General features: G+C 59.2%; 22 protein-coding genes and 1 pseudogene. 15 read left to right on the top strand and 8 right to left on the bottom strand.

Annotation, left to right across the window (positions count from 1 at the left end; genetic code table 11):
- The first annotated feature begins 31 nt into the window (after positions 1–31).
- From atpG to IB250_RS18540, 10 genes and pseudogenes are all read left to right on the top strand, one after another.
- Complete coding sequence (gene atpG, locus IB250_RS18585; RefSeq protein ID WP_007903034.1) at positions 32–892, top strand: F0F1 ATP synthase subunit gamma; 861 nt, start codon at positions 32–34, stop codon at positions 890–892.
- 27 nt (positions 893–919) lie between these two features.
- Entirely contained in the window at positions 920–2,299 is a 1,380-nt protein-coding gene (atpD, locus tag IB250_RS18580) for a F0F1 ATP synthase subunit beta (RefSeq protein WP_008007883.1), read from the top strand.
- A gap of 45 nt (positions 2,300–2,344) precedes the next feature.
- Positions 2,345–2,770 (top strand): F0F1 ATP synthase subunit epsilon, encoded by a 426-nt coding sequence (locus IB250_RS18575; RefSeq protein ID WP_010465460.1) that lies wholly within the window; start codon positions 2,345–2,347, stop codon positions 2,768–2,770.
- Positions 2,771–2,887: 117 nt separating this feature from the next.
- A complete protein-coding gene (gene glmU, locus IB250_RS18570; protein WP_192345181.1) occupies positions 2,888–4,255 on the top strand; it encodes a bifunctional UDP-N-acetylglucosamine diphosphorylase/glucosamine-1-phosphate N-acetyltransferase GlmU in 1,368 nt (455 codons plus the stop codon).
- Positions 4,256–4,453: 198 nt separating this feature from the next.
- The gene (locus tag IB250_RS18565; RefSeq protein ID WP_007903040.1) at positions 4,454–5,230 is read left to right on the top strand and encodes a DeoR/GlpR family DNA-binding transcription regulator; all 777 of its coding nucleotides are present in this window, start codon (positions 4,454–4,456) and stop codon (positions 5,228–5,230) included.
- A 1-nt stretch (position 5,231) separates the two neighbouring features.
- Positions 5,232–7,064, top strand: coding sequence for a glutamine--fructose-6-phosphate transaminase (isomerizing) (gene glmS, locus IB250_RS18560; RefSeq protein WP_192345180.1), 1,833 nt, complete (start codon positions 5,232–5,234; stop codon positions 7,062–7,064).
- A gap of 77 nt (positions 7,065–7,141) precedes the next feature.
- Positions 7,142–8,044 carry a LysR family transcriptional regulator gene (locus tag IB250_RS18555; RefSeq protein ID WP_192345179.1) on the top strand — a complete coding sequence of 301 codons (903 nt, stop codon included), beginning with the start codon at positions 7,142–7,144 and terminating at the stop codon, positions 8,042–8,044.
- A 126-nt stretch (positions 8,045–8,170) separates the two neighbouring features.
- Positions 8,171–8,797, top strand: coding sequence for a glutathione S-transferase family protein (locus IB250_RS18550; protein ID WP_192345178.1), 627 nt, complete (start codon positions 8,171–8,173; stop codon positions 8,795–8,797).
- 63 nt (positions 8,798–8,860) lie between these two features.
- Positions 8,861–9,811, top strand: a pseudogene (locus IB250_RS18545) (pyridoxamine 5'-phosphate oxidase family protein); the annotation flags it as partial.
- Positions 9,812–10,251: 440 nt separating this feature from the next.
- On the top strand, positions 10,252–10,629 hold the full coding sequence (locus tag IB250_RS18540) for a DUF6124 family protein (protein ID WP_192345176.1): 378 nt from the start codon (positions 10,252–10,254) through the stop codon (positions 10,627–10,629).
- A gap of 99 nt (positions 10,630–10,728) precedes the next feature.
- Here the strand turns inward: IB250_RS18540 and IB250_RS18535 are convergent, their stop codons facing one another.
- Genes IB250_RS18535 through IB250_RS18500 form a run of 8 tightly spaced genes read right to left on the bottom strand, consistent with a single transcriptional unit; the run spans position 10,729 to position 19,717 of the window.
- Entirely contained in the window at positions 10,729–11,859 is a 1,131-nt protein-coding gene (locus tag IB250_RS18535) for a glycosyltransferase family 4 protein (RefSeq protein WP_192345175.1), read from the bottom strand.
- Positions 11,860–12,990, bottom strand: a complete 1,131-nt coding sequence (locus IB250_RS18530; protein WP_192345174.1) for a glycosyltransferase family 4 protein — start codon at positions 12,988–12,990, stop codon at positions 11,860–11,862. It abuts the gene before it with no gap.
- Complete coding sequence (locus IB250_RS18525; protein WP_192345173.1) at positions 12,974–14,341, bottom strand: glycosyltransferase family 4 protein; 1,368 nt, start codon at positions 14,339–14,341, stop codon at positions 12,974–12,976. The genes IB250_RS18530 and IB250_RS18525 overlap by 17 nt, the downstream gene beginning before the upstream one ends.
- Positions 14,338–15,591 (bottom strand): ABC transporter ATP-binding protein, encoded by a 1,254-nt coding sequence (locus IB250_RS18520; RefSeq protein ID WP_063342039.1) that lies wholly within the window; start codon positions 15,589–15,591, stop codon positions 14,338–14,340. The genes IB250_RS18525 and IB250_RS18520 overlap by 4 nt, the downstream gene beginning before the upstream one ends.
- A complete protein-coding gene (locus tag IB250_RS18515) occupies positions 15,591–16,388 on the bottom strand; it encodes an ABC transporter permease (RefSeq protein WP_192345172.1) in 798 nt (265 codons plus the stop codon). Before IB250_RS18515 ends, IB250_RS18520 begins: the two co-directional genes overlap by 1 nt.
- The gene (locus IB250_RS18510; protein WP_192345171.1) at positions 16,389–17,831 is read right to left on the bottom strand and encodes a mannose-1-phosphate guanylyltransferase/mannose-6-phosphate isomerase; all 1,443 of its coding nucleotides are present in this window, start codon (positions 17,829–17,831) and stop codon (positions 16,389–16,391) included.
- 3 nt (positions 17,832–17,834) lie between these two features.
- Positions 17,835–18,806, bottom strand: coding sequence for a GDP-mannose 4,6-dehydratase (gene gmd / locus IB250_RS18505; protein WP_030132531.1), 972 nt, complete (start codon positions 18,804–18,806; stop codon positions 17,835–17,837).
- Positions 18,803–19,717 (bottom strand): GDP-mannose 4,6-dehydratase, encoded by a 915-nt coding sequence (locus IB250_RS18500; RefSeq protein ID WP_192345170.1) that lies wholly within the window; start codon positions 19,715–19,717, stop codon positions 18,803–18,805. The genes gmd and IB250_RS18500 overlap by 4 nt, the downstream gene beginning before the upstream one ends.
- A 425-nt stretch (positions 19,718–20,142) precedes the next feature.
- On the opposite strand from IB250_RS18500, the gene IB250_RS18495 reads away from it, so the two are divergent.
- From IB250_RS18495 to IB250_RS18475, 5 genes are read left to right on the top strand one after another with little or no spacing between them, the layout of a single operon-like run.
- Positions 20,143–21,708 carry a glycosyltransferase gene (locus IB250_RS18495; protein ID WP_225603612.1) on the top strand — a complete coding sequence of 522 codons (1,566 nt, stop codon included), beginning with the start codon at positions 20,143–20,145 and terminating at the stop codon, positions 21,706–21,708.
- Positions 21,702–23,006: a glycosyltransferase gene (locus IB250_RS18490; protein WP_192345168.1), complete on the top strand. Its 1,305-nt coding sequence runs from the start codon at positions 21,702–21,704 to the stop codon at positions 23,004–23,006. Before IB250_RS18495 ends, IB250_RS18490 begins: the two co-directional genes overlap by 7 nt.
- The gene (locus IB250_RS18485) at positions 23,003–23,896 is read left to right on the top strand and encodes a class I SAM-dependent methyltransferase (protein ID WP_192345167.1); all 894 of its coding nucleotides are present in this window, start codon (positions 23,003–23,005) and stop codon (positions 23,894–23,896) included. The genes IB250_RS18490 and IB250_RS18485 overlap by 4 nt, the downstream gene beginning before the upstream one ends.
- A complete protein-coding gene (locus IB250_RS18480) occupies positions 23,893–25,047 on the top strand; it encodes an acyltransferase family protein (RefSeq protein WP_192345166.1) in 1,155 nt (384 codons plus the stop codon). Before IB250_RS18485 ends, IB250_RS18480 begins: the two co-directional genes overlap by 4 nt.
- Positions 25,041–25,880: a class I SAM-dependent methyltransferase gene (locus tag IB250_RS18475; protein WP_192345165.1), complete on the top strand. Its 840-nt coding sequence runs from the start codon at positions 25,041–25,043 to the stop codon at positions 25,878–25,880. Before IB250_RS18480 ends, IB250_RS18475 begins: the two co-directional genes overlap by 7 nt.
- Positions 25,881–25,945 lie beyond the last annotated feature (65 nt).

The raw sequence follows: 25,945 nt of genomic DNA, 5'->3' as shown, positions 1-25,945 counted from the left end.
GGCTCCCGCTTGCTAACCTGATAGGTGTTACATGGCAGGCGCAAAAGAGATTCGCAGTAAGATTGCGAGCATCAAAAGCACGCAAAAGATTACCAGCGCCATGGAAAAAGTGGCGGTCAGCAAAATGCGCAAGGCACAAATGCGCATGGCTGCTAGCCGTCCTTACGCGGAGCGCATCCGCCAGGTTATTGGCCATCTGGCCAACGCCAACCCGGAATATCGCCACCCATTCATGATCGACCGTGAAGTAAAGCGCGTCGGTTACGTTGTGGTGAGCAGTGACCGTGGTCTGTGTGGTGGCTTGAACACCAACCTGTTCAAGGCCCTGGTCAAGGACATGGCGGTAAACCGCGAAAACGGCGTCGAGATTGATCTGTGTGTAGTTGGTAGCAAAGGTGCGGCTTTCTTCCGCAACTTCGGCGGTAACGTCGTTGCAGCTATCAGCCACCTGGGTGAAGAGCCGTCGATCAATGATCTGATCGGCAGCGTCAAGGTGATGCTGGATGCCTACCTGGACGGCCGTATTGATCGCCTGTCCGTGGTGTCCAACAAGTTCATCAACACCATGACGCAATCGCCTACCGTGGAGCAGTTGATTCCACTGGTGGCAACCCCGGATCAAGAACTCAAGCACCACTGGGATTATCTGTACGAACCGGACGCCAAAGAGCTGCTTGACGGCTTGATGGTCCGTTACGTGGAGTCGCAGGTCTACCAGGCGGTGGTCGAGAACAACGCGGCTGAACAAGCTGCGCGGATGATCGCGATGAAGAACGCTACCGACAACGCCGGTGATTTGATCAGCGATTTGCAGCTGGTCTACAACAAGGCGCGTCAGGCTGCGATCACCCAAGAGATCTCGGAAATCGTCGGCGGCGCTGCCGCGGTTTAACGGTTCAAATATTCAGAGGATCCAGCTATGAGTAGCGGACGTATCGTTCAAATCATCGGCGCCGTTATCGACGTGGAATTTCCACGCGACAGCGTACCGAGCATCTACAACGCGCTGAAAGTAGTGAGCGCGGCCGAAACCACCCTGGAAGTTCAGCAGCAGCTGGGCGACGGCGTGGTTCGTACCATTGCGATGGGTTCCACCGAGGGCTTGAAGCGCGGTCTGGAAGTCAATGACTCTGGCGCAGCCATCTCCGTACCAGTCGGTAAAGCGACCCTGGGCCGGATCATGGACGTTCTGGGTAACCCGATCGACGAAGCTGGCCCGATCGACACCGAAGAGCGCTGGGGCATTCACCGTCCTGCGCCAACCTTCGCTGAACAAGCGGGCGGCAACGACCTGCTGGAAACCGGCATCAAGGTTATCGACCTGGTTTGCCCGTTCGCCAAGGGTGGTAAAGTCGGTCTGTTCGGTGGTGCCGGTGTAGGCAAAACCGTAAACATGATGGAACTGATCCGTAACATCGCCATCGAGCACAGCGGTTATTCCGTGTTCGCCGGTGTGGGTGAGCGTACTCGTGAGGGTAACGACTTCTACCACGAGATGAAGGATTCCAACGTTCTGGACAAAGTGGCACTGGTTTACGGTCAGATGAACGAGCCGCCGGGTAACCGTCTGCGCGTAGCATTGACCGGCCTGACCATGGCCGAGAAGTTCCGTGACGAAGGTAACGACGTTCTGCTGTTCGTCGACAACATCTATCGTTACACCCTGGCCGGTACTGAAGTATCCGCACTGCTGGGCCGTATGCCTTCGGCAGTAGGTTACCAGCCGACCCTGGCCGAAGAGATGGGTACTCTGCAAGAGCGTATCACTTCGACCAAAAACGGTTCGATCACCTCGATCCAGGCGGTATACGTACCGGCGGATGACTTGACTGACCCGTCGCCAGCGACCACCTTCGCCCACTTGGACGCCACCGTCGTTCTGTCCCGTGACATCGCCTCCCTGGGTATCTACCCGGCGGTCGATCCACTCGACTCGACTTCGCGTCAGCTGGACCCGAACGTAATCGGCCAGGACCACTACGACACCGCTCGCGGCGTACAGTATGTTCTGCAGCGTTACAAAGAACTGAAGGACATCATTGCGATCCTGGGTATGGACGAGCTGTCGGAAGCCGACAAGCAGTTGGTAAACCGTGCTCGTAAGATCCAGCGTTTCTTGTCGCAGCCGTTCTTCGTGGCTGAAGTCTTCACCGGTGCATCGGGTAAATACGTTTCCCTGAAAGACACCATTGCTGGCTTCAAAGGCATCCTCAACGGTGACTACGACCACCTGCCAGAACAAGCGTTCTACATGGTCGGCGGCATCGAAGAAGCGATCGAGAAAGCCAAGAAACTGTAATCCCGGCGCCCGGCAACGGGCGCTAATTTAGGTTGAGGCAATCAGATGGCTATGACAGTCCATTGCGATATCGTCAGCGCGGAAGGGGAAATCTTTTCCGGCCTGGTCGAGATGGTGGTTGCGCACGGTGCACTGGGTGATCTTGGTATCGCCCTGGGTCACGCGCCGCTGATCACTAATCTCAAGCCGGGTCCTATCCGCTTGATCAAGCAGGGCGGGGAAGAGGAGGTGTATTACATCTCCGGCGGTTTCCTCGAGGTTCAGCCGAACATGGTCAAGGTTCTTGCCGACACCGTGCAACGTGCTGCCGACCTGGACGAAGCCTCCGCTCAGGAAGCCGTTAAGGCTGCCGAGAAGGCCTTGCATGAGCGAGGCGCGGAATTCGATTACGGTTCTGCTGCCGCACGTCTGGCCGAGGCTGCAGCTCAGCTGCGCACCGTCCAGCAGATCCGCAAGAAGTTCGGCCACTAATAGGCCATCGACTTATTGCGCGATTGATTAAAAAGGGTAGCCTCGGCTACCCTTTTTTCTTTTCCGACTTTCATCACCCGGTCGCAGCCGCTGACCCCCCAGGATTAGTAGCCTGTCATGTCTCTTGAAATTGTTATCCTCGCTGCCGGCCAAGGCACGCGCATGCGTTCGGCCTTGCCTAAAGTCCTGCATCCTGTTGCCGGTAACTCAATGCTTGGCCATGTTATCCACACGGCCCGGCAACTGGATCCACAACGCATCCATGTGGTGATCGGACACGGAGCCGAAGCGGTGCGCGAGCGTCTGGCGGCCGATGACCTGAATTTCGTCCTGCAGGATCAACAGCTGGGTACCGGACATGCGGTGGCCCAGGCTGTGCCGTTCATCGAGTCCGATACCGTGCTGATTCTGTACGGCGATGTACCCTTGATCGAAGTCGAAACCCTGCAACGGTTGCTCAAGCTGGCTGCACCGCAGCAACTGGGCCTGTTGACTGTCGAGCTGGATGACCCGACGGGTTACGGCCGCATCGTCCGCGATGCCGCCGGCAAGGTTACCGCCATCGTCGAGCAGAAAGACGCCAACGACGCCGAACGCGCCATTACTGAAGGTAATACAGGCATCCTGGCAGTTCCTTTTGAGCGCTTGGGCGACTGGATGAGCCGGCTGTCCAACAATAATGCCCAAGGCGAGTACTACCTGACTGACGTGATCGCCATGGCGGTCAGTGATGGTCTGGTGGTGGCTACCGAACACCCCCATGACGCTATGGAAGTGCAGGGCGCCAACGATCGCAAGCAACTGGCCGAGCTTGAGCGTCACTATCAGCTGCGCGCCGCTCGTCGTTTGATGGCTCAGGGCGTGACCCTGCGCGACCCGGCACGTTTCGATGTGCGTGGTGAGGTCACCGTCGGTCGGGATGTTCTGATCGACATCAACGTCATCCTCGAAGGCAAAGTGGTCATCGAGGACGACGTGGTGATTGGCCCGAACTGCGTGATCAAGGACAGCACCTTGCGCAGAGGCGTGGTGATCAAGGCCAACAGCCATATTGAAGGCGCGATGCTCGGTGAAGGCAGCGATGCCGGCCCGTTCGCTCGTTTGCGCCCGGGTACGGTGCTGGAAGCTCGCGCGCATGTGGGTAACTTCGTTGAACTGAAGAACGCCCATATGGGCGAGGGCGCCAAGGCCGGTCATTTGACGTATTTGGGCGATGCCGAGATCGGTGCGCGCACCAACATTGGCGCAGGCACCATCACCTGTAACTATGACGGCGCCAACAAGTGGAAAACCGTGTTGGGCGAAGATGTATTCATCGGCTCCAATAACTCGTTGGTAGCGCCTGTGGATATCTCAGCGGGTGCGACCACGGCGGCGGGTTCGACCATTACCCAGAATGTGGATAAGGCTCAGTTGGCCGTGGGTCGGGCTCGGCAGAAGAACATCGATGGCTGGAAACGGCCGGAGAAGATCAAGAAGAGCTGAGTTATCCACAGAAAGATCAAAAGATCGCAGCCTTCGGCAGCTCCTACAAGGAATATGTGTTCATCCTGGAGGAGCTGGCGAAGGCTGCGATCTTTTTTATGGGTTATCCACACTCTTTTTTCTGACGCTGACTTGACGAAGTTTCGCTAATAGGTTTTGATTGCTTACGTTATCTTTCGAATCGAAACTTACCAAGCCATGTCAAAGCGCAACACGCCCCAACGCCGCCATAACATCCTCGCCTTGCTCAATGAGCAGGGGGAAGTCAGTGTGGATGAGTTGGCCAAGCGCTTCGAAACTTCGGAAGTTACGATTCGCAAGGACTTGGCCGCGCTTGAAAGCAACGGTCTGTTGCTGCGTCGTTATGGTGGGGCGGTCACCATGCCTCAGGAACTGGTCGCCGATCTCGGCCAACCGGTTTCCAAATACAAGCAGGCCATCGCCCGCGCCGCCGTCACGCGAATCCGCGAGCATGCGCGAATCATCATCGACAGCGGCAGCACCACCGCGGCAATGATCCCGGAACTCGGTCAGCAACCGGGTCTGGTGGTGATGACCAACTCCCTGTATGTCGCCAACGCTTTGAGCGAACTCGAGCATGAGCCGGTGCTGTTGATGACCGGCGGGACCTGGGACCCGCATTCCGAGTCCTTCCAGGGTCAGGTGGCCGAGCAAGTACTACGCTCATATGACTTTGATCAGCTATTTATCGGTGCCGATGGCATCGATCTGGTGCGCGGGACCACCACCTTCAATGAATTGCTGGGCTTGAGCCGTGTCATGGCTGAGGTTGCCCGCGAAGTGATCGTGATGGTCGAGGCCGACAAGATCGGCCGCAAAATTCCCAATCTGGAACTGCCATGGAGCAGCGTCCATACCCTCATTACCGATGATCGTCTGCCACTTGCGGCACGCGATCAGATTCAGGCCCGCGGCATTAATTTGATTTGCGCCGCCGTCAGTCAGGAGAACTAGCATGTGTGGAATTGTCGGTGCAGTCGCAGAACGTAACGTTACCGCCATCCTGCTCGAAGGCCTCAAGCGTCTGGAATACCGCGGGTATGACAGCGCCGGTGTAGCGGTGTACACCAATGATGAAAAACTCTTGCGCACGCGTCGGCCGGGCAAGGTCAGCGAGCTGGAACAGGCGCTGATCGAAGAGCCACTGGTCGGCCGTCTGGGCATTGCCCACACTCGCTGGGCGACCCATGGCGCGCCGTGCGAACGCAACGCGCACCCGCATTTTTCCGGCGATCTGGCGGTGGTGCACAACGGCATCATCGAGAACCATGAAGCCCTGCGCGAGCAACTCAAGGCTCTGGGTCACGTGTTCACGTCGGACACTGACACTGAAGTCATCGCGCATTTGCTGAACGAAAAACTCAAGCTGCAACCCGACCTGACAGTAGCCCTGAAAGCGACCGTGCAAGAGCTGCACGGTGCTTACGGTTTGGCGGTGATCAGCGCCCTTCAACCGGATCGCCTGGTGGCGGCCCGCAGTGGCAGCCCATTGGTGATCGGTCTGGGTATGGGGGAGAATTTCCTGGCTTCCGACCAATTGGCGCTACGTCAGGTCACTGACCGTTTCATGTACCTGGAAGAAGGCGATATCGCCGAAATTCGCCGCGACAGCGTGCAGATCTGGGATATCGATGGCGCGCTCGTCCAGCGTGAAAGCGTTCAGTACCGCGACGGTGCCGAAGCGGCTGACAAAGGCGAATTCCGCCATTACATGCTCAAGGAAATTCACGAGCAACCGGTCGTAGTACAGCGCACTCTCGAAGGTCGCCTGAGCCAAAACCAAGTGCTGGTCGAAGCATTCGGCCCCCAAGCTGCCGAGCTGTTCGCCAAGGTACGCAATGTACAGATCGTCGCCTGCGGCACCAGCTATCACGCCGGCATGGTTGCCCGTTACTGGCTCGAAGAACTGGCGGGTATCCCGTGTCAGGTCGAAGTCGCCAGCGAATTCCGCTACCGCAAAGTAGTGGTGCAGCCCGACACCCTGTTCGTGAGCATCTCCCAGTCAGGTGAAACCGCCGACACCTTGGCTGCGCTGCGCAATGCCAAGGAGCTCGGTTTCCTCGCCAGCCTGGCAATCTGCAACGTGGGCATCAGCTCTCTGGTACGTGAATCGGACCTGACGCTGCTGACCCAGGCCGGTCGCGAAATCGGCGTGGCCTCGACCAAAGCCTTCACCACTCAACTGGTTGGCCTGCTGTTGCTGACCCTGTCTCTGGGTCAGGTGCGCGGTACGTTGGCCGAAGGTGTCGAAGCCACACTGGTCGAAGAACTGCGTCGCCTGCCGACCCGTTTGGGCGAAGCCTTGGCCATGGACAGTACCGTGGAAAAAATCGCCGAGCTGTTCGCCGAGAAGAACCACACACTGTTCCTCGGTCGCGGCGCGCAATTCCCGGTGGCGATGGAAGGAGCCCTCAAGCTCAAGGAAATCTCCTACATTCACGCGGAAGCCTATCCGGCGGGCGAACTGAAACATGGCCCGTTGGCGCTTGTGGATAACGACATGCCCGTCGTCACTGTGGCGCCGAACAACGAATTGCTGGAGAAGTTGAAATCCAACCTCCAGGAAGTCCGCGCCCGTGGCGGTGAACTGATCGTCTTCGCCGACGAGCAGGCTGGCATGACCAATGGCGAAGGTACCCATGTCGTCCATATGCCGCACATCCATGACATTCTGTCGCCGATTCTCTACACCATTCCGCTGCAGCTGCTTTCGTACTATGTGGCCGTATTGAAAGGCACAGACGTTGACCAGCCACGTAACCTGGCGAAGTCGGTGACGGTGGAATAAGTTATCCACAGGATCGAAACAAAAAAAATCGCAGCCTACGGTTGCGATTTTTTTTATCTGAATAAAGGACATGCCCGATGGACCGCTTCCAGGAAATGCAAGTCTTCGCCACCGTCGCCCAGGAACAAGGCTTCTCGGCGGCGGCGCGGCGTTTGGGGATGTCGGCGGCCAGTGTCACCCGCGCCGTGGCGGCGCTGGAAAAACGCATTGGCACCCAATTGCTGACACGTACCACCCGCAGCGTGCATTTGAGCGAGGCGGGTCAGCGTTATCTGGAGGATTGTCGGAGAATTCTCACCGAGGTGCAGGAAGCGGAGGATTCGGCGGCCGGGAGCCACGCCCAACCCCGTGGGCAACTGACGATCACGGCGCCGGTGTTGTTCGGTGATTTGTTCGTTACCCCGGTCATGGTCGGTTACTTGTCTCAATTTCCTGAAGTCAGCATCAACGCTCTACTGGTCGACCGGGTGGTGAGCATGGTCGAGGAGGGCATCGATGTGGCTGTGCGCATCGGTGAGTTGCCTGACAGCAATCAACATGCAATTCGCGTGGGCGAAGTGCGGCGGGTGATCTGCGCGTCCCCTGGATTCCTGACTGACCATGGTCGGCCCCGGCATCCTGCAGATTTAAGCGCAGGTCCGATCATCGCTACCTCGTCCATCGGTCAGCACAGAAGCTGGCCGTTCCTTGATGCGGGAGAGCCGATCAGCATTCGTCTGGAGCCGCGTCTTGTGGTCACCGCCAATCAGGCAGCTATCACGGCCGCCGCGATGGGGCTGGGACTGACTCGAGTGCTGTCGTATCAAGTGGCGAGCAAAGTCGCGGCCGGTGAGCTGGAAATCGTTCTGGCTGACTTCGAACTGCCGCCATTGCCCATTCATGTGGTCTACCAGGGTGGACGCAAAGCCCCGGTGCGGGTCCGTAGTTTTGTGGACTTCGCGGTGAACGTACTGCGTGAACACCCGGCCCTGCATGGTTAGTTATTGCACTGGCTGAAATAATGGATTGCGTTTGCTGGTTATTCTGTTGTTTTGGTTGCGGATGGAAGATAGCCACCTATCGGCGCTGATCTTCCTGGACGGCGCCACCACCCAGCGGAGTCGACCATGCAAGCGATCAAACTCTACAACTTCCCCCGCTCTGGCCACGCTCACCGTGTGGAGTTGATGCTGTCTTTGTTGCAACTGCCGACCGAGCTGATCTTCGTCGATTTGGCCAAGGGCGCCCACAAGCAAGCGGATTTTCTGGCGCTCAACCCGTTTGGGCAGGTGCCGGTGATTGATGATCAAGGCGTGGTGCTGGCTGATTCCAATGCGATCCTGGTCTACCTTGCGCTGAAATACGGCAACGGTCGCTGGCTGCCAACCGACCCGGTCGGTGCGGCCAAGGTTCAGCGCTGGTTGTCGGTCGCCGCCGGGCCGATTGCCTTCGGCCCGGGCAGGGCAAGGCTGATCACCGTATTTGGTGCGCCTTACAACGCGCAAGAGGTGATCGCTTACGCCCACAGCTGGCTCAAAGTGATCGATCAGGAACTGGGCGCAACGCCCTATCTGGCCGGTGGCGAGCCGACCATCGCCGACATCGCCGCGTACAGCTACATCGCCCATGCTCCGGAAGGCAATGTGTCGCTGGATGACTACCCCAACATCCGCGCCTGGCTGACACGGGTTGAAGCCTTGCCAGGGTTTGTCGGCATGCCACGCACTGTCGCCGGTTTGCAAACAACTGCCTGATGTTCACGGCCCGATTCAGTCGGGCTGTTCTTGATGCGCGATGAGCGCAGGGGAGAAGCCGTTATGGAACGTTCACCTTGGCACGCAGGCGAGAAACAGTTGCAGGCTCACGTGGGTGTCGCCGAGCGAATGGACGAATTAGGTCGTAGGGTGATTCGCAGCGAGATGCCGGATCAGCACCGCACCTTCTATCAGCAACTGCCGTTCATGCTGTACGGCGCGGTGGATGCTGACGGCAACCCTTGGGCCAGTATTCTGCAAGGCGCGCCAGGTTTTGCCCATTCTCCAGAGCCTGCGCTGTTGCAGTTCGCCAGCCTGCCTGGCCACGATGACCCTGCGCCATTGCAAGACGGAATGGCGATCGGTCTGCTCGGTATCGAACTGCACACGCGACGTCGCAACCGTCTCAATGGCCGAGTTGGCGCTGTGACAGCGAGCGGCTTTGAGGTGACGGTGCAGCAATCTTTCGGCAATTGCCCGAAATACATTCAATTGCGCCAATTTCGCTCGGTGCCCTTGGCGGATCCGGCGACCCGTGTCGCGCAGCACCTCAACGGGCTGGATGACGCGGCCAAAGCCATGATCGCCGGCGCTGATACCTTCTTTGTCGCCAGTTATGTGGACGTCGATGACCAACGCTCGGTGGACGTTTCTCATCGGGGTGGCCAGGCCGGTTTCGTCCAGGTAGAGGGCAATCGCCTGACCATCCCGGACTTCGCCGGCAACCTGTTCTTCAATACGTTGGGCAACCTGCTAATCAATCCTCGAGCCGGTTTGCTGTTCATCGATTTCGATTCGGGTGACTTGCTGCACCTCAGCGGTCGCACGCAAATCATCCTCGAAGGCCCGCAGGTCGAAGCCTTTCAAGGGGCCGAGCGGTTGTGGATATTCGAGGTGGAGCGCGTGGTGCGACGGCCCGCAGCGCTGGCCTTGCGTTGGCGCTTTGACGGCGTGTCACCCACCAGTTTGCTGACCGGGACCTGGGCGCAGGCGAATGCGCGCCTGCAAGCCCAGGGTTCAGAGCCTTCGGTGCTCGACCTTTAGAAAAAGATCGCAGCCTTCGGCAGCTCCTACAGGGTGTAAACAAATCCAACGTAGGAGCTGCCGAAGGCTGCGATCTTTTGATCTTCGGGCAGTCCTACAAACAATGATTTTGGGGAATGTTTCCGACAAGTTTTGACGGTTGTCGGGTGGGAAGTGGAGTGGATAGGCTTTGGGGGTCGCTGCACATCAGCGATCGGGTCTGGAAAACCCGAAGATTAAAAGTTGCCCCATGGCATACTGCGACGCATTTTTTGCTCGCAGTTCTGAGTTATGGCGGCTGTACGTGGGAGACCTTCGGGTCTGCCGGGTTTTGACCTTTTATCTCGGTTTTTCCAGTCCGCGTACAGCTGCCACCCTTTCGTCTGGAAAACGACAGATGGCAGCCCCTTAACTCAAAAGAGGTAAATGCCATGTTCAAAGCAACACCAAATCCCCCTGAAACCGACGACGTTTCCCCCTACGAATCCCTCGATTCAAAAAAACTCCACGACGCCGCTAACCGCGCGCTCGATCACTACCTCAACCCCTCAGCCCTCAAATCCCCCGCGGTCCGCAAGCCGAGCACGATGTTTATCGTTGCGCCGGATATCAAAGACGAAGACCTGTTGGCCCACACCTGTGAATCGTTGGCCCAGGCCAGTGTGATGGCGAGTGATTTTGCGGGGTATCTGGAAGGGCCGCACCGGCACACGGCGATGGCGATTCAACAGATCGTCATGCTGGCAGAACTGGCGGTGAACCGGATGCTGGATAACGTCGCCATACCAAAACCTGCGCCACACAGCTGATTTAATGTGGGAGCGGGCTTGCTCGCGAAAGCGGAGTGTCAGACAACACAAGTGTTGAATGATAAATCGCTTTCGCGAGCAAGCCCGCTCCCACATGAGTTATGCGTAGGACAGGGATTTTTCTTCCAGCAGTTCTTCGTACAACGTCGTCCACTTGCGACCCATTTCTTCAGCCGTGAACAACTGCCGATAACGCGCCTCTGCCTTCACGCCCATTTCGGCTGCAAGCGTCGGGTTTTCCCAGAGTGTGCGCATGGCGTCACGGAACGCCTGTGGATGACTCGGCGGCACCACCAGCCCGGTTTCGTTGTGGATGTTGATGTAGCTGGTGCCGGTGCCGATTTCGCTGGAGATCATCGGTTTGCCGTACATCGCGCCTTCGAGCAGCGAAATGCCGAACGCTTCGGAGCGCAGGTGCGAAGGAAATACGATGGCGTAACTCAGTTGCAGCAGCGCGACTTTGTCTTCGTCGCCAAGACGCCCCAGAAAGTGAATATTGCGCAAACCCAACGCCGCGGCCTGGGCGTGCAGTTCGGCTTCCAGCGGCCCGGCGCCGACGATTACCACCGGGTAATCCACGTCTTTCAAGGCGTCGAGCAAAATGTGCAGGCCTTTGTAATAGCGCATCACGCCCACAAACAGGAAAAACTTATCCCCAAGCTTTTGCCGCCAATGGTCCATGCGTTCGTTATCGGCCTGTGGATAACCGGCCTTGTTCAGGCCATAGGGAATGACGCGGGTCTTTTCCTGAAACTGCTGCAACACTTCACTGGTGTGCAGATAGTTGGGGGAGGCGGCGACGATTCGGTCAGCGCTGGCGAGGAAGCGGTTCATCAGTGGCCGGTAAAGTTTGAGCAGGTGCTTCTGGCGAATGATGTCCGAGTGGTAGGTCACTACGCTGGGTTTGTTCATGGCGCTGAAGAAATGCACCAGGTCCATGAACGGCCACGGGAAGTGGTAATTGACCACGTCCGCCTCAGCGGCCATTTCGCGAAATTGCTTGAAGACGCTGTAAGAAAAGCCTGTGGAAGCGAACTGAATGTCGAGTTTGGCCCGATGGACTTCGTGCTGCCCGAGTTGCACCACCGGCGGTGTCGGATCGGCACTGAGGGTCAACACCTGGCTTTCAATGCCATGCTGGGCGCCGCTTTCACATAACTGGAAGATGACTTGTTCGATCCCGCCGACCGAGTCAGGCAGGTACGTCTTGAAAAAATGAAGAACTCGCATTCAACCTCCCATAGCCTGGCGGTAGGCGCGGGCGGTGATCTTCGCGCAGCGCTCCCAGGAAAATAGCCTTGCCTGCTGCAATCCGGCGTTCGAGCATGCCTGCCAATGTGTTTGATCGTCGATCAGACGGCGCATGGCATCGCGCAAGCCGTCTGGATCGTCAGGTTCAATATAGTTGCCCGCGACGCCTGCGACTTCGGGCATGGCCGAACGTCGGGTCAGGATGACCGGCGTGCCGCTGGCCATGGCCTCCAGCACCGGTAGGCCGAAGCCTTCATAGCGTGACGGGAAAATCAGCGCCCGGGCGCCTGCCAACAGCTGCGCGACCTGCTCGTCGGGCAGATAACCGAGCAAACACACATGACCAGTGGCCAATGCCCGGCACAGCTCATCGTTGAAGTGTTCGCGCTGCCAGCCGGCCATGCCCACGATCAACAACGGAAAGCGCTGACGCAATACCTCCGGAAGTTGGGCGTGGGCGCGCAGGGCCAGCGTCAGGTTTTTGCGTGGTTCCAGCGTGCCGACGCAGAGAAAATAATCCCGCATCTCGACCCCGTGGGCCTTGAGCATCGCATCGATGGCCTCGGGCTCGCGTGGGTGGAAACGTGCAGCCACGCCCAGCGGGGCAACTACAAAACGCTCGGCCGGCAATGCGAACCAGGCTTGAGCCTCGTCGGCAATGTACTGCGAGTCGGTGAGAATCAGCTGCGCCCGTTGCACGCCATCGGCCAGTCGCCGCTCGATTTCTCGCAGGCGTGCCGGTGGTTGCGTCTCGGGATAGTGCAGGTGTGTCAGGTCATGCAGGGTGATGACCGTCGGGCCGTCGAATGACAACGGCCACAGACTGGGTTCGTGATAAAGGTCGATCGCCTGCGCGCGGCCTTGATCAAAGCGTTTCTGCGCCAGCCAGCGTCGAGCCTGATACGCCCCCGGTATCTGCCGCAGCAACGGCGTCAGTCGCGAGTAGCCCGGCATGGCAGCATCGGGTAGCGAAGAACTCCAGCCCCAGCCATGGAACAGCGACAACTCGACATCGGGCTCACCGGCCAGGGCATTCACCAGTTCGGCGACGTAATGGCCTATGCCGGTGCGCGGGGCCTGGAGGATTCGGGCGTTAAGGGCAATTCGCATGTTGCCTCTCTTGCACGACGGGTGTTTCCACAAGGTTGCGCAGGGTTCGTTCGGCCAGTTGCGCACTGGCTTCACGCCAGCCAATCCAGCGCCAGTCCGCCACATCGCGGGCGGCCGGGAATTGTTTGCTGCTTTCGAATCGGGCAACCAGATCCGCCAGGTTTTGTGGTTCGGCCAGGTCGAAGTACGCCATGAACTCGCCGCCTATTTCGCGGAAGACCGGGATGTCACTGCCCATGGCCGGCAAACCGCGCTGCATGGCTTCCACCAGTGGCAGGCCGAAGCCTTCGACGTAGGACGGAAACACCAGCGCACTGGCGTGGGAATAGGCATGTTCGAGGCTGGTGTCGCTCAGGTCGTTAAACATGAACAACCGCCTGTTCAGCTCCGGGTGATTGCGCACCCGGGCGAGCAGGGCATCGCACTTCCAGCCAATGCGCCCGGCGATGCACAGACGGGCAGTGGAGCCTGCGGCCCAGGCGAGTTCGAAGGCGTCCAGCAAGTAGTCGTGGTTCTTGCGCGGCTCGATGGTGCTGACCATCAGGAACACCGGTTCGGGGGTATCGAACAGCCGGGTCAGGCGTGTTTCGACAGCGGCGGTTTCTTCGCGCAGGTCCAGCTCCGAGCCCAGGTGAAAGTAGTCGAACCACAAGGTGTCGGCTTTGGCAGGACCGACGCGACGATGCAATTCATCGCGCACCTGATCGCGCACCGTGGCGGAAATCGCCACGTAGCCGTCGGCGGTTTTGGCGATCCAGTCGAACCACTCGTTGAAAATCCGCACCAGTCGCGTGTCGTAGAACTGCGGGTGGGTCAGGGGAATCAGGTCGTAGATCACCGAGACAATGCCCACGCCTTCGCGTTTGAGTTGTTCGGCCAACGGGAAGAAATCGGCGTGCCAGGACGAATCCAGCAACACGAGTTGATCACCCGGTTGATGCTGCAGCGGCGAGCAACGTTTGGGCAGTTGATATTGATTGATCTGATCAATCAGGCGCAGCGGTACGCTGAAACCCGCCAGCGCCGTGAGGCGGTAAGCCGCGTACAGCGCGCGCCGGGTCCATCGCGAGGTGCAGCGTTTGTCGAGGCGCTGGTGCAGTTGCCAGAAACGATGGGCCAATCGCTCCAGGCGCCCACCGAACTCCATCAGCCCATTGAAAAGCGGTGTGTCCAAAGGGGCCAGACTCAACACCCGGTAGAGCTTGCCCTTGAGCATCACCACCGGGATGCATTCAACGCCATCGACGCGTTCAGGCAACTGATTGATGACGTTGCGCACCACCCGCTGAATGCCCGAATTGACCTTGGGGTGCTGGAACACGTACGTGCATTCCACCAGTAGACGGGTCATGGCGTGTGCTCCGAAACAATCGATTCGGCGGCGCGAGTGATGGTGGTTTTCGCCGCCAGCCACGAACAGCCGACGAAGTCTTCGTGTCGGTTGTTGATCACATGGAACACCAAGCCGTAGTCGCGCCACTCGAAATTGCGGTCCAGGTGCGAGTCCAGTCGCGACAGGCTCAGGGCCACGGAATAGTTGCCCTTGCCCAGGCCCATGACGAAGGCAAAGCGGTAGGTCAGCCGCTCGCCGGCCTGCAGATCGGTGAGGGCGAGGTCCTGACGATGGGTATTGATGCCGTACATGGCCTGGCCCAGGCGATCCTTGATCATGAAACCCAGTACCAGGCGTTCGATGTCCTGGCGCACTTCGACTTGCACCTCAAGCACTACCGGCTGGCCGACTTCGGCGGCATCGATGGCACGTTCGCGCTCATCGAGCATGCGCACGCTGAGGATCCCGGCTTCACCGGTGCCGGAAACGGTTTGCACCTGGCCGTCCGCGAGCATTTCCTGACGCACCGTCTGGCCTTCGCGCTCGGCGAGCAGGGCGTTGTAGTAGTCCATGACGGCTTCGGGCTTGCCATGCATGGCCATGCGACCGTTCTCCAGGAGAATCGCCGAGTCGCAGATCGACTGAATCGCCGAGCGGTCGTGGGACACGATCAGCAATGTGGTGCCGGCCCTGCGAAAGCTGCGGATGCGTTCGAAGCTCTTGTGCTGGAAGTAGGCGTCGCCCACTGACAGCGCTTCGTCGACGATCAGGATATCCGGGCGCCGCGCGGTGGCCACGCTGAACGCCAGGCGCATCTGCATGCCGCTGGAGTAGGTACGCACCGGGTGGTCGATGGCTTCGCCGATCTCCGCGAAATGTTCGATCTGTGGCATCAGGGCTTCGATTTCTTCGACCTGCATGCCCAGCAGTTGCCCGGCCATGATCGCGTTTTGTCGACCAGTGAACTCCGGGTGAAAGCCCATGCCCAGTTCCAGCAGGGCGGCGACGCGGCCTTCGAGCTGGATCTGTCCACAGGTGGGTTGGGTGGTGCCGGTGATCATCTTCAGCAAGGTACTTTTGCCGGCACCGTTGACCCCGACGATGCCCACCGCTTCACCGGGAGCGATTTCGAATGCCACGTCTTGCAGCACCCAGTGCTGGCGATGGCGGATCGGCGAAAACGGGATCAGCCACTCAGCCAGTCGGCTCCAGCGTGTGGGGTATTGCTTGTAGGCCTTGCCCAGGCCCGTCACGCGTATATGTCCCATCAGAGTTCATCCACCATTTCGCCGACCCGCTGACGAAACAGTCGCAGCCCGATCACGCAGAACAACACACCGATCACGAAAATCGGCAGCAGCGAACTCCAGACCGGCCATTGGCCGTAGAGGAACAGGTTCTGGTAGCTGCCGATCAGGTTCGTCAGTGGGTTGAGTTGCAACAGCCATTGCACCCACTCGGGCAGGATGCTCAACGGGTACACGATTGGGGTCAGCCAGAACCAGAATTGCAGGCAGATGCCGAAGAATTGCCCTACATCGCGAAAGAACACGTTCAGCACGCCGAGGATCATCCCCAGCCCGGCGCAGAACATGACTTGCAGCGCGATCAGCGGCAGCAACGCCAGCAGAGCCATGCCCGGCAGGCGTCCGGTGATCAGCAGAAAGCCCAGGAACAGCCCGATGATGATCGCGAAGTTGATGCCGGCATTGAACAGCACGATCACCGGCAGGCAGATTCTCGGGAAGCTGATTTTCTTCAGCAGGTTGGCGTTTTCCAGAAACATGTTCTGGCTGCGCAGAGTGATTTCCGAGAACAGACCCCAGGTCAGCAACCCGGCGCAGAGGTAGATGCTGTAGGCCATGCCGTCATCCACACCCGGCAAGCGTGCGCGCATAACGTGGGAAAAAATTACCGTGTAGACGACGATCATCGACAGCGGGTTGAGTACGGTCCACAGGGCACCGAACAGCGAATTGCGATAACGCGCTTGAAACTCTCGCTTGACGCTACCGAGGATGAAACCTCGATATCCCCACAGCGAGCGATACAGGGAAAGCAACATTCAAACCGTCCTGCCGTATTGGTCTTCGAATCGAACGATATCGTCCTCCCCCAGGTATTCACCGCTTTGCACTTCGATGATGACCAGATCGATCACACCGGGGTTTTCCAGACGGTGCCTGTGCCCGGCGGCGATGAATGTCGACTCGTTCTTGGCCACCAGGTGCGACCCGGAACCGTTGTTGGTGACCTTGGCCATGCCTTCGACCACGACCCAGTGTTCGTTGCGGTGGTGGTGCATCTGCAACGACAACTTGGCGCCGGGTTTGACCACAATACGCTTGATCTTGAAGCGCGGACCTTCCTCGAGCACGGTGTAAGTGCCCCACGGTCGGCTGACTGTGCGGTGCAGGCGATAGGCTTCGTGTTTTTTGTCCTTGAGCTGCCGGGCCACCCGGCGCACATCCTGGGCGCGGTCGGCATGGGCGACCAGCACCGCGTCGGCGGTGTCGATGATGATCAGGTTATCCACACCCACTGCGGCGACCAACCGGTCTTCGCTCTGGATGAAATTGTTGTGGCTGTCGATGAAGATCGCATCGCCGCTGGCGCGATTATTCTGCGCATCGGCCGGCACCAGTGCCGCCAAGGCGCCCCAGGAACCGATATCGCTCCAATCGAAATTGGCCGGCACCACGACCACTTTGTCGGAGCGCTCCATCAAGGCGTAGTCGATAGAGATGTCGGTGATGTCGGCGAAGTGCGTTGGCGACAGTTCCTGTTGCAGGCAACCGCCGATTTCCACCGGCGCACTGGCCGCCATGCAGGCCCGAGCCTGTTCCAGCAATGCGGGGGCGTGAAGGTGCAGCTCGGCCAGCAGCGTGGCGATCGAGAAGCAGAACATCCCCGAATTCCACAGGAAGTTACCGCTCTCCAGATAATGCGTGGCGGTTTGCAGGTCGGGTTTCTCGACGAAGCGTTGCACCTTGGCGGCGCCTTTGTCGTCCAGCGGGGCACCGGTTTCGATGTAGCCGAAGCCGGTTTCCGGGGCTGTCGGCACGACGCCGAACGTCACCAGATAACCAGACTTGGCCAGCGCCACGGCGTGCTCGACCGCGCTCTTCAATGCGTCTTCGTTGAGGATCAGATGATCGGCGGGCATCACCACCATGATCGCTTCGTCGCCGTGCAGGGCTTGTAGCGAAAGGGCTGCCGCCGCGATGGCCGGGGCTGTGTTGCGGCCCGTCGGCTCGAGCAGAAAATGCCCGCGATGGCGCTCCAGGCGCGCATCCTGATAGTGATCCTTGCTCTGGAAGTAATAGTCGCGGTTGGTCACCGTGACGATATCGCCCCAGCCATCGAGCAAGCCTGCCGCACGCCGATAGGTCTTGCTCAGCAGCGACTGACCGTCGGGCAGGGTCATGAACGGCTTGGGATGGCCTTCGCGGGACACCGGCCACAACCGGGTGCCGGCACCACCGGAGAGAATCACAGGAATCAGCATGGCCTACTCCTTGGCAACGCGTTTCATGTCCGCATCCATCATCATGCGGATCAAGGTGTCCAGATCGGTTTTTGGCTTCCAGCCCAGTACGCGCTGGGCCTTGGCCGGGTTGCCAAGCAGCACTTCCACCTCGGCCGGGCGGAAAAACGCCGGGTCGATCTTCACGTAGTCGCGGTAGTTGAGGCCAATGTGATCAAAGGCGATGCGGCACATTTCGCGCACGGTGGTGGTCACCCCGGTGGCGACCACATAATCGTCAGGCTTGTCCTGTTGCAGCATCAGCCACATGGCTTCGACGTAGTCGCCGGCAAATCCCCAATCGCGTTTGGCGTCGATGTTGCCTAGGCGCAGCTCCTGCTGTTTGCCCTGTTTGATGCGAGCGGCGGCGTCGGTGACTTTACGGGTCACGAACTCGATGCCGCGCAGCGGTGATTCGTGGTTGAACAGGATCCCGCTGCTGGCGTGCAGGTTGAAGCTTTCGCGATAGTTCACCGTGATCCAGTGGCCATAGAGTTTGGCCACGCCGTAAGGGCTGCGCGGATAAAACGGCGTGTTTTCGTCCTGCTGCTCGGCTTGAATCAAGCCGAACATTTCGCTGGTGGACGCTTGATAGAAACGGGTGTGCGGACTGAACTGACGGATCGCTTCGAGCAGGTGAGTCACACCCAGGCCATCGACGATGCCGGTGGTCACCGGTTGATCCCAGGAGGCGGCGACAAAGCTTTGCGCCGCCAGGTTGTAAACCTCATCCGGTGCCGATTTGATTACGGCGCGCTGTACCGAGCAGGCATCGGCCATATCGCCATCCAGATAGACGATATCGCCCTCGATCCCCGTCTCGCGCAGTCGCCAACGTGAATCGCTGCTGCGCCGCGCCACCAGGCCATGGACTTTATAACCTTTGTCGAGCAGCAACTTGGCCAGATAGGCGCCGTCCTGACCGGTGATCCCTGTGATCAATGCACTTTTTGTCATTCTTGTCGTACTCGCTTCTCCCAGTCGGACAGGATCGCCCGCAAGGATTGTTGTGTTGTGATTTCAGGCGTCCATCCTGTGGTCTGGGCAAGCTTGGCATGGCTGCCACAAACGCGACGCTGATCCGCGCGGCGAAGACGCGCCGGATCCTGAATCAGTTGCACATCGACCTGGGCGAGATCCCCCAGCTGTTCGATCAAACTGCGAATGCTCTGCTCGCGCCCTGAGCAAATGTTGTAGACCTGTCCCGACATGCCGTTTTCCAGCAAGGCGAAGTAGGCCGACACCACGTCGCCCACATCGAGGAAATCGCGAGTGACGTCGATGTCACCGACTTCCAGTTGCGGTGTTTGCAGGCCTTGCTTGATTCGGCTGATCTGCCGCGCCGCGCTGGCAATGACGAAGCTGTCCTTCTGCCCGGTGCCGATATGGTTGAACGGGCGAGCGACCAGCACCGGCCAGCTTTCGCTCAGGCCCCATTGCAGGCTCAGGAACTCCGCCGACAGTTTGCTCACGGCATAAGGATTGCGCGGGCAGGGTGGCTGGCGTTCGGTGATGGGCAGATCGGCTTCGTTGACCTGGCCATAGACGTCACCGGAGCTGACGTACAGGAACGTACCGGCGAAGCCACGGGCTTTTAGGGCTTGAAGCAGGTTAAGGGTGCCCAGCAGATTGATATTCAGCGTACGTGCCGGATCACGAAAGGCTTCGGGGACGAAGGTCTGGCCGGCCAGATGAATGACCGCGTCGGGCATCTCCGGCCACAGGCCTTCAAGGCTTTCTGGCTGTACGAGATCGTAACGGGAAGGGGCAGGCAGCAGTTCCCATTCCGAGGCATCAGCCTTCAGACGAGATTGGATGTGTTGTCCTACGAATCCACTCAGACCCGTTACGAACAGACGCTTTTTCAAGCCGCGGTCCCCTCAATTCTGAACTTCTGCCATTTCCCGCAGGCTTTAGGGAAAGTCTGTCAGACCGAAGAAAAACCTTCGTAGGAAGACAGGCGAAGTCGTTGTTGTAGTTGTTTGGTAGCCAATCTGTGCCAATTGCGCAGCAATTTCAATAAGTCCCACCGTGACCGGTCAGTTCTCGTTTTCGCAGGTCTATTTATTCTCGCCGAGCGGTTCACGAACCCTTAACGGATGTGTTTAGAATGCCCCTCGTCACGATCGCCCAGGGTTCGGCAGGGTTGTTCTGCAACGCCGCGAAACTGACCACTAAAACAAGAACGTAGACGGGCATGAAGACTATAGACGAGGACGACACACCGACTCGATCCGTGGCTTTGCCGTCATAGAGTGAGGTTGCCGGGATGGCGGCTTCATCGTGGGATGCCATGAATTTTATTCTTTACTCGGACGTCAACGACAGTTCCATCAGCCAGAGCCTCGGTCGTCCCGAATACAGTTACTACTTCGTGCTCAAGGCTTATCGCCCGGTGCTCGAAAGCCTTGGGCGGGTGCATGTGGTGTCCTCCACCGCCGAGGTCGATCCTCTCTACAGGCAACTGCGTGCCGCCGGCGAAAGCAGTCTGTTCCTGTCCTTCACCCCGCCGCAGAAAACCCCGAACGACCTTGAGTGCCCGACAATGTGCGTGGTGGCCTGGGAGTTCGATTCGATTCCCGATGAGCAGTGGGACAACGATCCACGGCAGGACTGGACCCGCATGCTGGCGCGCCAGGGCCGGGTGATTACGCTCTCCAGTCATACGGCCCGGGCGATCCGTCGGGCCATGGGCGAAGACTTTCCGGTGTTGGTCTTGCCGACCCCGTTGTGGGAAAACTTCGCGGCCATCCGTAGCCGCCATACCAGTGTGCCGGTCAATGCCGGTTCGACCCTCGACATCAAGGGCTGCATCCTTGATACCCGTACGCTGGGGCTGTCCGCCGACTCGCTGATTCCACCGCCGCTGACCCCTGAGCAACAGGCGGAACTCGAGGCCTTGCGCCCGCCGCCGCTAACCCTGAAGCGCCGCTTCGTCATCGCCAGGCACTACTTGCGTTTGTGGGCGCTGGACCTGGGCAAGGCGCAACCGGTGCCGGTCCATCGCACTCATTTTCTGAGCCAGTGGTACTGGGAGGGGATTCGCGATCTGTTGTCTGACCCGGCTCACTCCAGGCTCGCAAAATACTTCCCGAGCATTGCCGGTCCACAGTCGGTGCCGGTCCATGTACCGGCACCGGTGGACCTGCCAGACACTACGGACCAAGTCCAGACCCAAGTCGACGGCGTGGTCTACGTCACCGTGTTCAATCCCAAGGACGGGCGCAAGAACTGGCATCAACTGATCAGCGCATTCTGCTGGGCGTTCCGGGACACTGCGGACGCCACACTGGTGCTGAAGATTACCCAGAACGATCTGTCGTCCTATTACACCGAGTTGATGACCTTGCTGGCGCAACTGTCCCCGTTCGCCTGCCGGGTGGTGGTGATGCACGGTTACCTGGACGATCCGCAATATGCCCGGCTCTATGAGGCGGCGAGTTATTACGTCAACGCCTCGCGTTGCGAAGGTTTGTGCCTGCCGCTGATGGAGTTCATGGCCAGCGGCAAACCGGTGATCGCGCCGGATCACACGGCCATGGAGGATTACATCGATGAGCGCGTGGCGTTTGTGGTCAAGTCCAGCGAAGAGCTGACCATCTGGCCTCAGGACACCCGCATCATCTATCGGACCCTGCGTTATCGACCGGACTGGGGGTCGTTGAAAACGGCCTACGAAAACAGCTACCGGATCGCCAAGGAACAGCCGCTGGAGTATCAGCGCATGTCTCACGCCGCGGTCGAGCGCATGCACGATTACTGCGCCTTCGCTCCAGTGCAACAACGCTTGGCGGACTTTTTCGGGCTGGCGCCACACGGTGTGTCGGCAGCGATCGTCACGGATAACGCCTCATGCTGATCATCATTTATTCAGAAACCAACCAGCGGACCATTGCCCAGAACCTGGGCCGTTCGGAATACAGCTACTACTTCGTGCTCAAAGAGTATCGACCGGTGCTGGAGCGACTGGGACGGGTAGTGGAGGTCAGCGATCCACAGACCGAAGTCGACGCCCTGTACCTCGACTGTCTGTCCCGTGGCGAAGACTGCGTGTTCCTGTCGTTCTCGCCACCGCATCGCACGCCGGTTCATTTTGCCTGTCCGACCCTGGCAGTGTTTGCGTGGGAATTCAGCACCATTCCCAATGAGCCGTTCGCCGGTGAACCGCGTAATGACTGGCGCACGGTATTGCGCGCGAGCGGTGCGGCAATCACCCATTCCAGCTACACCGTCAATGCCGTGCGCGAAGCCATGGGCGTCGACTATCCGATCGTCGCGGTACCGGCACCGGTGTGGGATCGCTTTGCTGCACGCGGTGCGCAATTGCAGCGTCAGCCAAAGGCCTGCCAGGTGCGATTGAAGATCAAAGGCTTGCTGGCGGACAGTCGCCAACTTGATCTGCGGGCCTTTGGTCCTGCGCATTTGCGTGCCGGCAAGGGCATCGACTTTCACGCGCCCGCTGGTGAACAGGAGCTGGTGCTCGACGGTGTGATCTACACCTCGGTGTTCAATCCCGGCGACGGGCGCAAGAATTGGGAAGACATGCTGAGTGCTTTTTGCGTGACCTTCCGCGAGGTAGAAGACGCCACGCTGGTGCTCAAACTGACGCACCACGATGCCGAAGAAGCGCTGACCGATATCCTTCATCACTTGTACAAAAACCAGTCCTACCGCTGCCGTATCGTGTTGATTTACGGCTACCTCGCGGATGCGGATTACGAACGTCTGGTGCAGGCCACGAGTTACGTGGTGAATACGTCCTACGGCGAAGGCCAGTGCCTGCCGCTGATGGAGTTCATGTCATGCGGCAAGCCGGCAGTGGCGCCGCGCACCACGGCGATGATCGATTATCTGGACGCCGACAATGCTTTCCTCATCGACTCCACGGATGAGCTGACGGCCTGGCCCCACGACCCGCGAAAGGCGTTTCGCACCCTGCGCTACATCACCAACTGGGCCTCGTTATGCACGGCCTATCGGGCCAGCTATGACGTGGCCAAAGACGACCCGCAACGCTATGCAAGGATGTCCGCCCACGCGGTGACCAGCCTGCAAAACTTTTGCAGCCAGGGAACCGCTGAACAGCGTCTGAAAGAATTCCTTGCCCGGCTATTCGAAACCCGCGCTGCGGCTGCCGTGGAAACCCCCGAGGCATGATCCGCGCATTGATGAGGCGGCTGCGTCCGGTGGCGCAACCCAAAGCTGTGCCTGCACCGGTTGCGCAAGACAGCGTATCGCCGCGCGATGTCGGCTTGCACGACGCCATCCTCGATGGCTGGTTTTTGAACGACAGCGGCGAATTGCTCAAGGGCTTTGCGATCACGGCGGACGACACTTTGCTGGATGTCGGTTGCGGTGAGGGCGTTGCGACGCTGTTTGCGGTACGTCAGGGCGCGTCGGTGATTTTTACTGACAGTGAACATGACAAGGTCCGAGACTTGGCCCGGCAAGTGGACGCGCAGACGGACAAGCCCAACCTGGGGCTGGTCAGCAATAGCCTGCCGTTGCCGCTGGCCGATGGCTGCGCGAGCAAAGTCGTGTGCATGGAAGTGCTCGAACACATCGACCAGCCCGAGCCGTTCATGGCCGAGTTGGTGCGCATGGGCCGTCCGGGTGCGCAGTATCTGCTGAGCGTGCCGGCACCGGTGGGCGAGCATTTGCAACAGGGCATCGCCCCGGCCAGCTATTTCCAGTCGCCCAATCACGTACAGATTTTTACCCCGGAACGCTTCGCCGCGCTGGTGGAGGACGCCGGCCTGGTGATCGAGCATCGTCAGGCCACCGGATTTTTCTGGGTGATGGGCATGATTTTCTTCTGGGCCAGCGAGCGCGCAGCCGGTCGCGACCTGGGCGGCGCGGTACGTGACCGGATTCAAGCGCCCTATCCGCCGCTGATGGAGAGTTGGGCGAGAACCTGGCAAGACCTGCTGGCGCAACCCAATGGACTGGCGATCAAGCAGATGCTCGATCAGTTCATGCCCAAGAGTCAGGTGATCATTGCACGTAAACCGGTGGCGACCGATTCAAAGACCGGGACTGCGCCATGAGCAGTCGACGGATTCTCGACATCGAGTTGTTGCGCGGGATCGCTGTGCTTGGCGTGCTGGTGCATCACCTGCAAACCATGCCATTTCCGGGTGGGCTGCCGGGTTTCGAGTCGGGCACGGCCCATGGGCAATTCTGGTGGGGTGTGGACCTGTTTTTTGTCATCTCCGGGTTTGTCATCGCCCGAGGCTTGATTCCACTGCTGCGTGGTTGCCAGACACCGCAGGCCTTCTGGCTGGAAACCCGCGATTTCTGGATTCGCCGGGCCTTTCGTCTATTGCCATCCGCCTGGTTGTGGCTGCTGCTGATGTTATTGGGTGCACTGTTTTTCAATCATTCGGGTGCCTTTGGCACAGTGCAGGCCAATCTGCAGGCGACGCTGGCGGGCCTTCTGCAGTTTGCCAATTTGCGCTTCGCTGAAAGCTTCATGCGCTTCGAATACGGTGCCAGTTTCGTTTACTGGAGCCTGTCCCTTGAAGAGCAGTTCTACCTGCTGCTGCCCTTACTGATCCTCGTCTGCCGCAAGCGGTTGGTATGGGTGTTGCTGGCCTTGGTTGCCGTGCAACTGTTCACTTGGCGTTCAGCGCTGTTGATGAGTATCAGGACCGATGCCCTGGCATTGGGTGTGTTGCTGGCGATGTGGAGCTCGAGGCCGAGCTATCTGACCTGGGAGCCACGGTTGTTGCGCCGTCGTTGGTCAGGCCTGTTGATTTTGATCGGGCTGGGGGCTGCACTGAGCGTGCTGGCGAGCACACCGTTCAACCTGGCGAGCTATCGCATCGCAGCGATTGCCATGCTGTGTGCGGCGCTGGTCTGGATCGCTTCCTACAATCGCGATTACCTGCTGCCCAAGGGCAAGCTCAAGCAAATACTGGTCTGGTTGGGCGCCCGTTCCTATGGCATTTACCTGATTCACATTCCGGCGTTCTTTGCCGTGCGCGAAGGCTGGTTTCGTTTCGCGCCCGTCGGTTGGCAGGACGTGGCGATGCAGCCGGCACTGGCGCTGTTTTGCGCCATGACCCTGATCGTGCTGCTGAGTGAACTCAACTACCGATTCATCGAGCTGCCCTTGCGCAACCGGGGTGCCCATCTGGTGCAACGCTTGCGTATGTCCCCATCAGTCCTTCCATCCTCTGGAGCCACCTCATGCTGAGCCTTTTGAAGAAACTCACGGCGGGCACGTCCGCTGCCGCGCAGCCGCTGATGCCAGCAACCTCGGTGTCCGAGAAAGTCGACCCGTACATGCTCGGCCTGCACGACGCGATGCTCAGTGGCTGGTTCAACCAGCAAACCGGTGAGCTATTCACCGGTTTCCCGGTCAGCCCCGAGGACACGCTGCTGGATGTGGGCTGTGGTGATGGTGGCAACGTTCATTTCTGCGGCATGCGCGGGGCGAAGATCATCATTGCCGACATCGACGCCGCCAAGGTCGAAGCGACTCGTCAGCGCTTGAGCGACACGCCGGCTCGGGGCATCGAGTGCCACGTCACGGACTGTAATCCGCTGCCGATTGCCGACGCGACCGCGACCCGGGTGGTGTCCACCGAAGTTATCGAGCACGTCGACGATCCGGCGCAGTTCCTCGCCGAACTGGTGCGGGTCGGCAAGCCCGGGGCGCTGTATTTGCTCAGTGTTCCGCACCCCAGTTCCGAAGACCTGCAAAAAGACATCGCGGCGCCGGAGTATTTCCAGAAGCCCAACCACATTCGCATCATCAGCGAAGAGCAGTTCAAGGCGATGGTCGGCGATGCTGGGCTGGAAGTTCTCAGTCACAGCCAGTACGGGTTCTATTGGTCGATGTGGATGCTGTTGTTCTGGGAAGCCAAGGTTGACCTCAGCAACGCTGACCATCCGTTGCTTAACCATTGGGCCGAAACCTGGCAAGCCGTTCTGTCCTCGCCACGGGGGGCGCAGATTAAACAGGCACTGGATGCGGTGGTGGCGAAAAGTCAGGTGATCATTGCCCGCAAGCCAATGGCTGAGTAGGGTAATGAGCAGAGCGACAAAGGGCCTTCAGAGGCCCTTTTTGTATTTCAGGGATAAGGTTTTTC

Source organism: Pseudomonas sp. PDM09, from assembly GCF_014852305.1.
In the GTDB taxonomy this organism is placed as follows: Bacteria; Pseudomonadota; Gammaproteobacteria; order Pseudomonadales; family Pseudomonadaceae; genus Aquipseudomonas.
Note: the sequence above shows the minus strand (reverse complement) of the source record. Positions and strands in the feature narration are given on the sequence as shown.

Bases quoted from the DNA above. Each gene is read 5' to 3' on its own strand.
- IB250_RS18490 (WP_192345168.1), top strand. From the start codon at position 21,702: ATGCTGATCATCATTTATTCAGAAACCAACCAGCGGACCATTGCCCAG.
- IB250_RS18520 (WP_063342039.1), bottom strand. From the start codon at position 15,591: ATGGGACATATACGCGTGACGGGCCTGGGCAAGGCCTACAAGCAATAC.
- IB250_RS18485 (WP_192345167.1), top strand. From the start codon at position 23,003: ATGATCCGCGCATTGATGAGGCGGCTGCGTCCGGTGGCGCAACCCAAA.
- IB250_RS18575 (WP_010465460.1), top strand. From the start codon at position 2,345: ATGGCTATGACAGTCCATTGCGATATCGTCAGCGCGGAAGGGGAAATC.
- glmU (WP_192345181.1), top strand. From the start codon at position 2,888: ATGTCTCTTGAAATTGTTATCCTCGCTGCCGGCCAAGGCACGCGCATG.
- IB250_RS18535 (WP_192345175.1), bottom strand. From the start codon at position 11,859: ATGCGAGTTCTTCATTTTTTCAAGACGTACCTGCCTGACTCGGTCGGC.
- IB250_RS18555 (WP_192345179.1), top strand. From the start codon at position 7,142: ATGGACCGCTTCCAGGAAATGCAAGTCTTCGCCACCGTCGCCCAGGAA.
- IB250_RS18510 (WP_192345171.1), bottom strand. From the start codon at position 17,831: ATGCTGATTCCTGTGATTCTCTCCGGTGGTGCCGGCACCCGGTTGTGG.
- IB250_RS18515 (WP_192345172.1), bottom strand. From the start codon at position 16,388: ATGTTGCTTTCCCTGTATCGCTCGCTGTGGGGATATCGAGGTTTCATC.
- IB250_RS18565 (WP_007903040.1), top strand. From the start codon at position 4,454: ATGTCAAAGCGCAACACGCCCCAACGCCGCCATAACATCCTCGCCTTG.
- atpD (WP_008007883.1), top strand. From the start codon at position 920: ATGAGTAGCGGACGTATCGTTCAAATCATCGGCGCCGTTATCGACGTG.
- IB250_RS18550 (WP_192345178.1), top strand. From the start codon at position 8,171: ATGCAAGCGATCAAACTCTACAACTTCCCCCGCTCTGGCCACGCTCAC.
- gmd (WP_030132531.1), bottom strand. From the start codon at position 18,806: ATGACAAAAAGTGCATTGATCACAGGGATCACCGGTCAGGACGGCGCC.
- glmS (WP_192345180.1), top strand. From the start codon at position 5,232: ATGTGTGGAATTGTCGGTGCAGTCGCAGAACGTAACGTTACCGCCATC.
- atpG (WP_007903034.1), top strand. From the start codon at position 32: ATGGCAGGCGCAAAAGAGATTCGCAGTAAGATTGCGAGCATCAAAAGC.
- IB250_RS18495 (WP_225603612.1), top strand. From the start codon at position 20,143: ATGAATTTTATTCTTTACTCGGACGTCAACGACAGTTCCATCAGCCAG.
- IB250_RS18525 (WP_192345173.1), bottom strand. From the start codon at position 14,341: ATGACCCGTCTACTGGTGGAATGCACGTACGTGTTCCAGCACCCCAAG.
- IB250_RS18475 (WP_192345165.1), top strand. From the start codon at position 25,041: ATGCTGAGCCTTTTGAAGAAACTCACGGCGGGCACGTCCGCTGCCGCG.
- IB250_RS18540 (WP_192345176.1), top strand. From the start codon at position 10,252: ATGTTCAAAGCAACACCAAATCCCCCTGAAACCGACGACGTTTCCCCC.
- IB250_RS18530 (WP_192345174.1), bottom strand. From the start codon at position 12,990: ATGCGAATTGCCCTTAACGCCCGAATCCTCCAGGCCCCGCGCACCGGC.
- IB250_RS18480 (WP_192345166.1), top strand. From the start codon at position 23,893: ATGAGCAGTCGACGGATTCTCGACATCGAGTTGTTGCGCGGGATCGCT.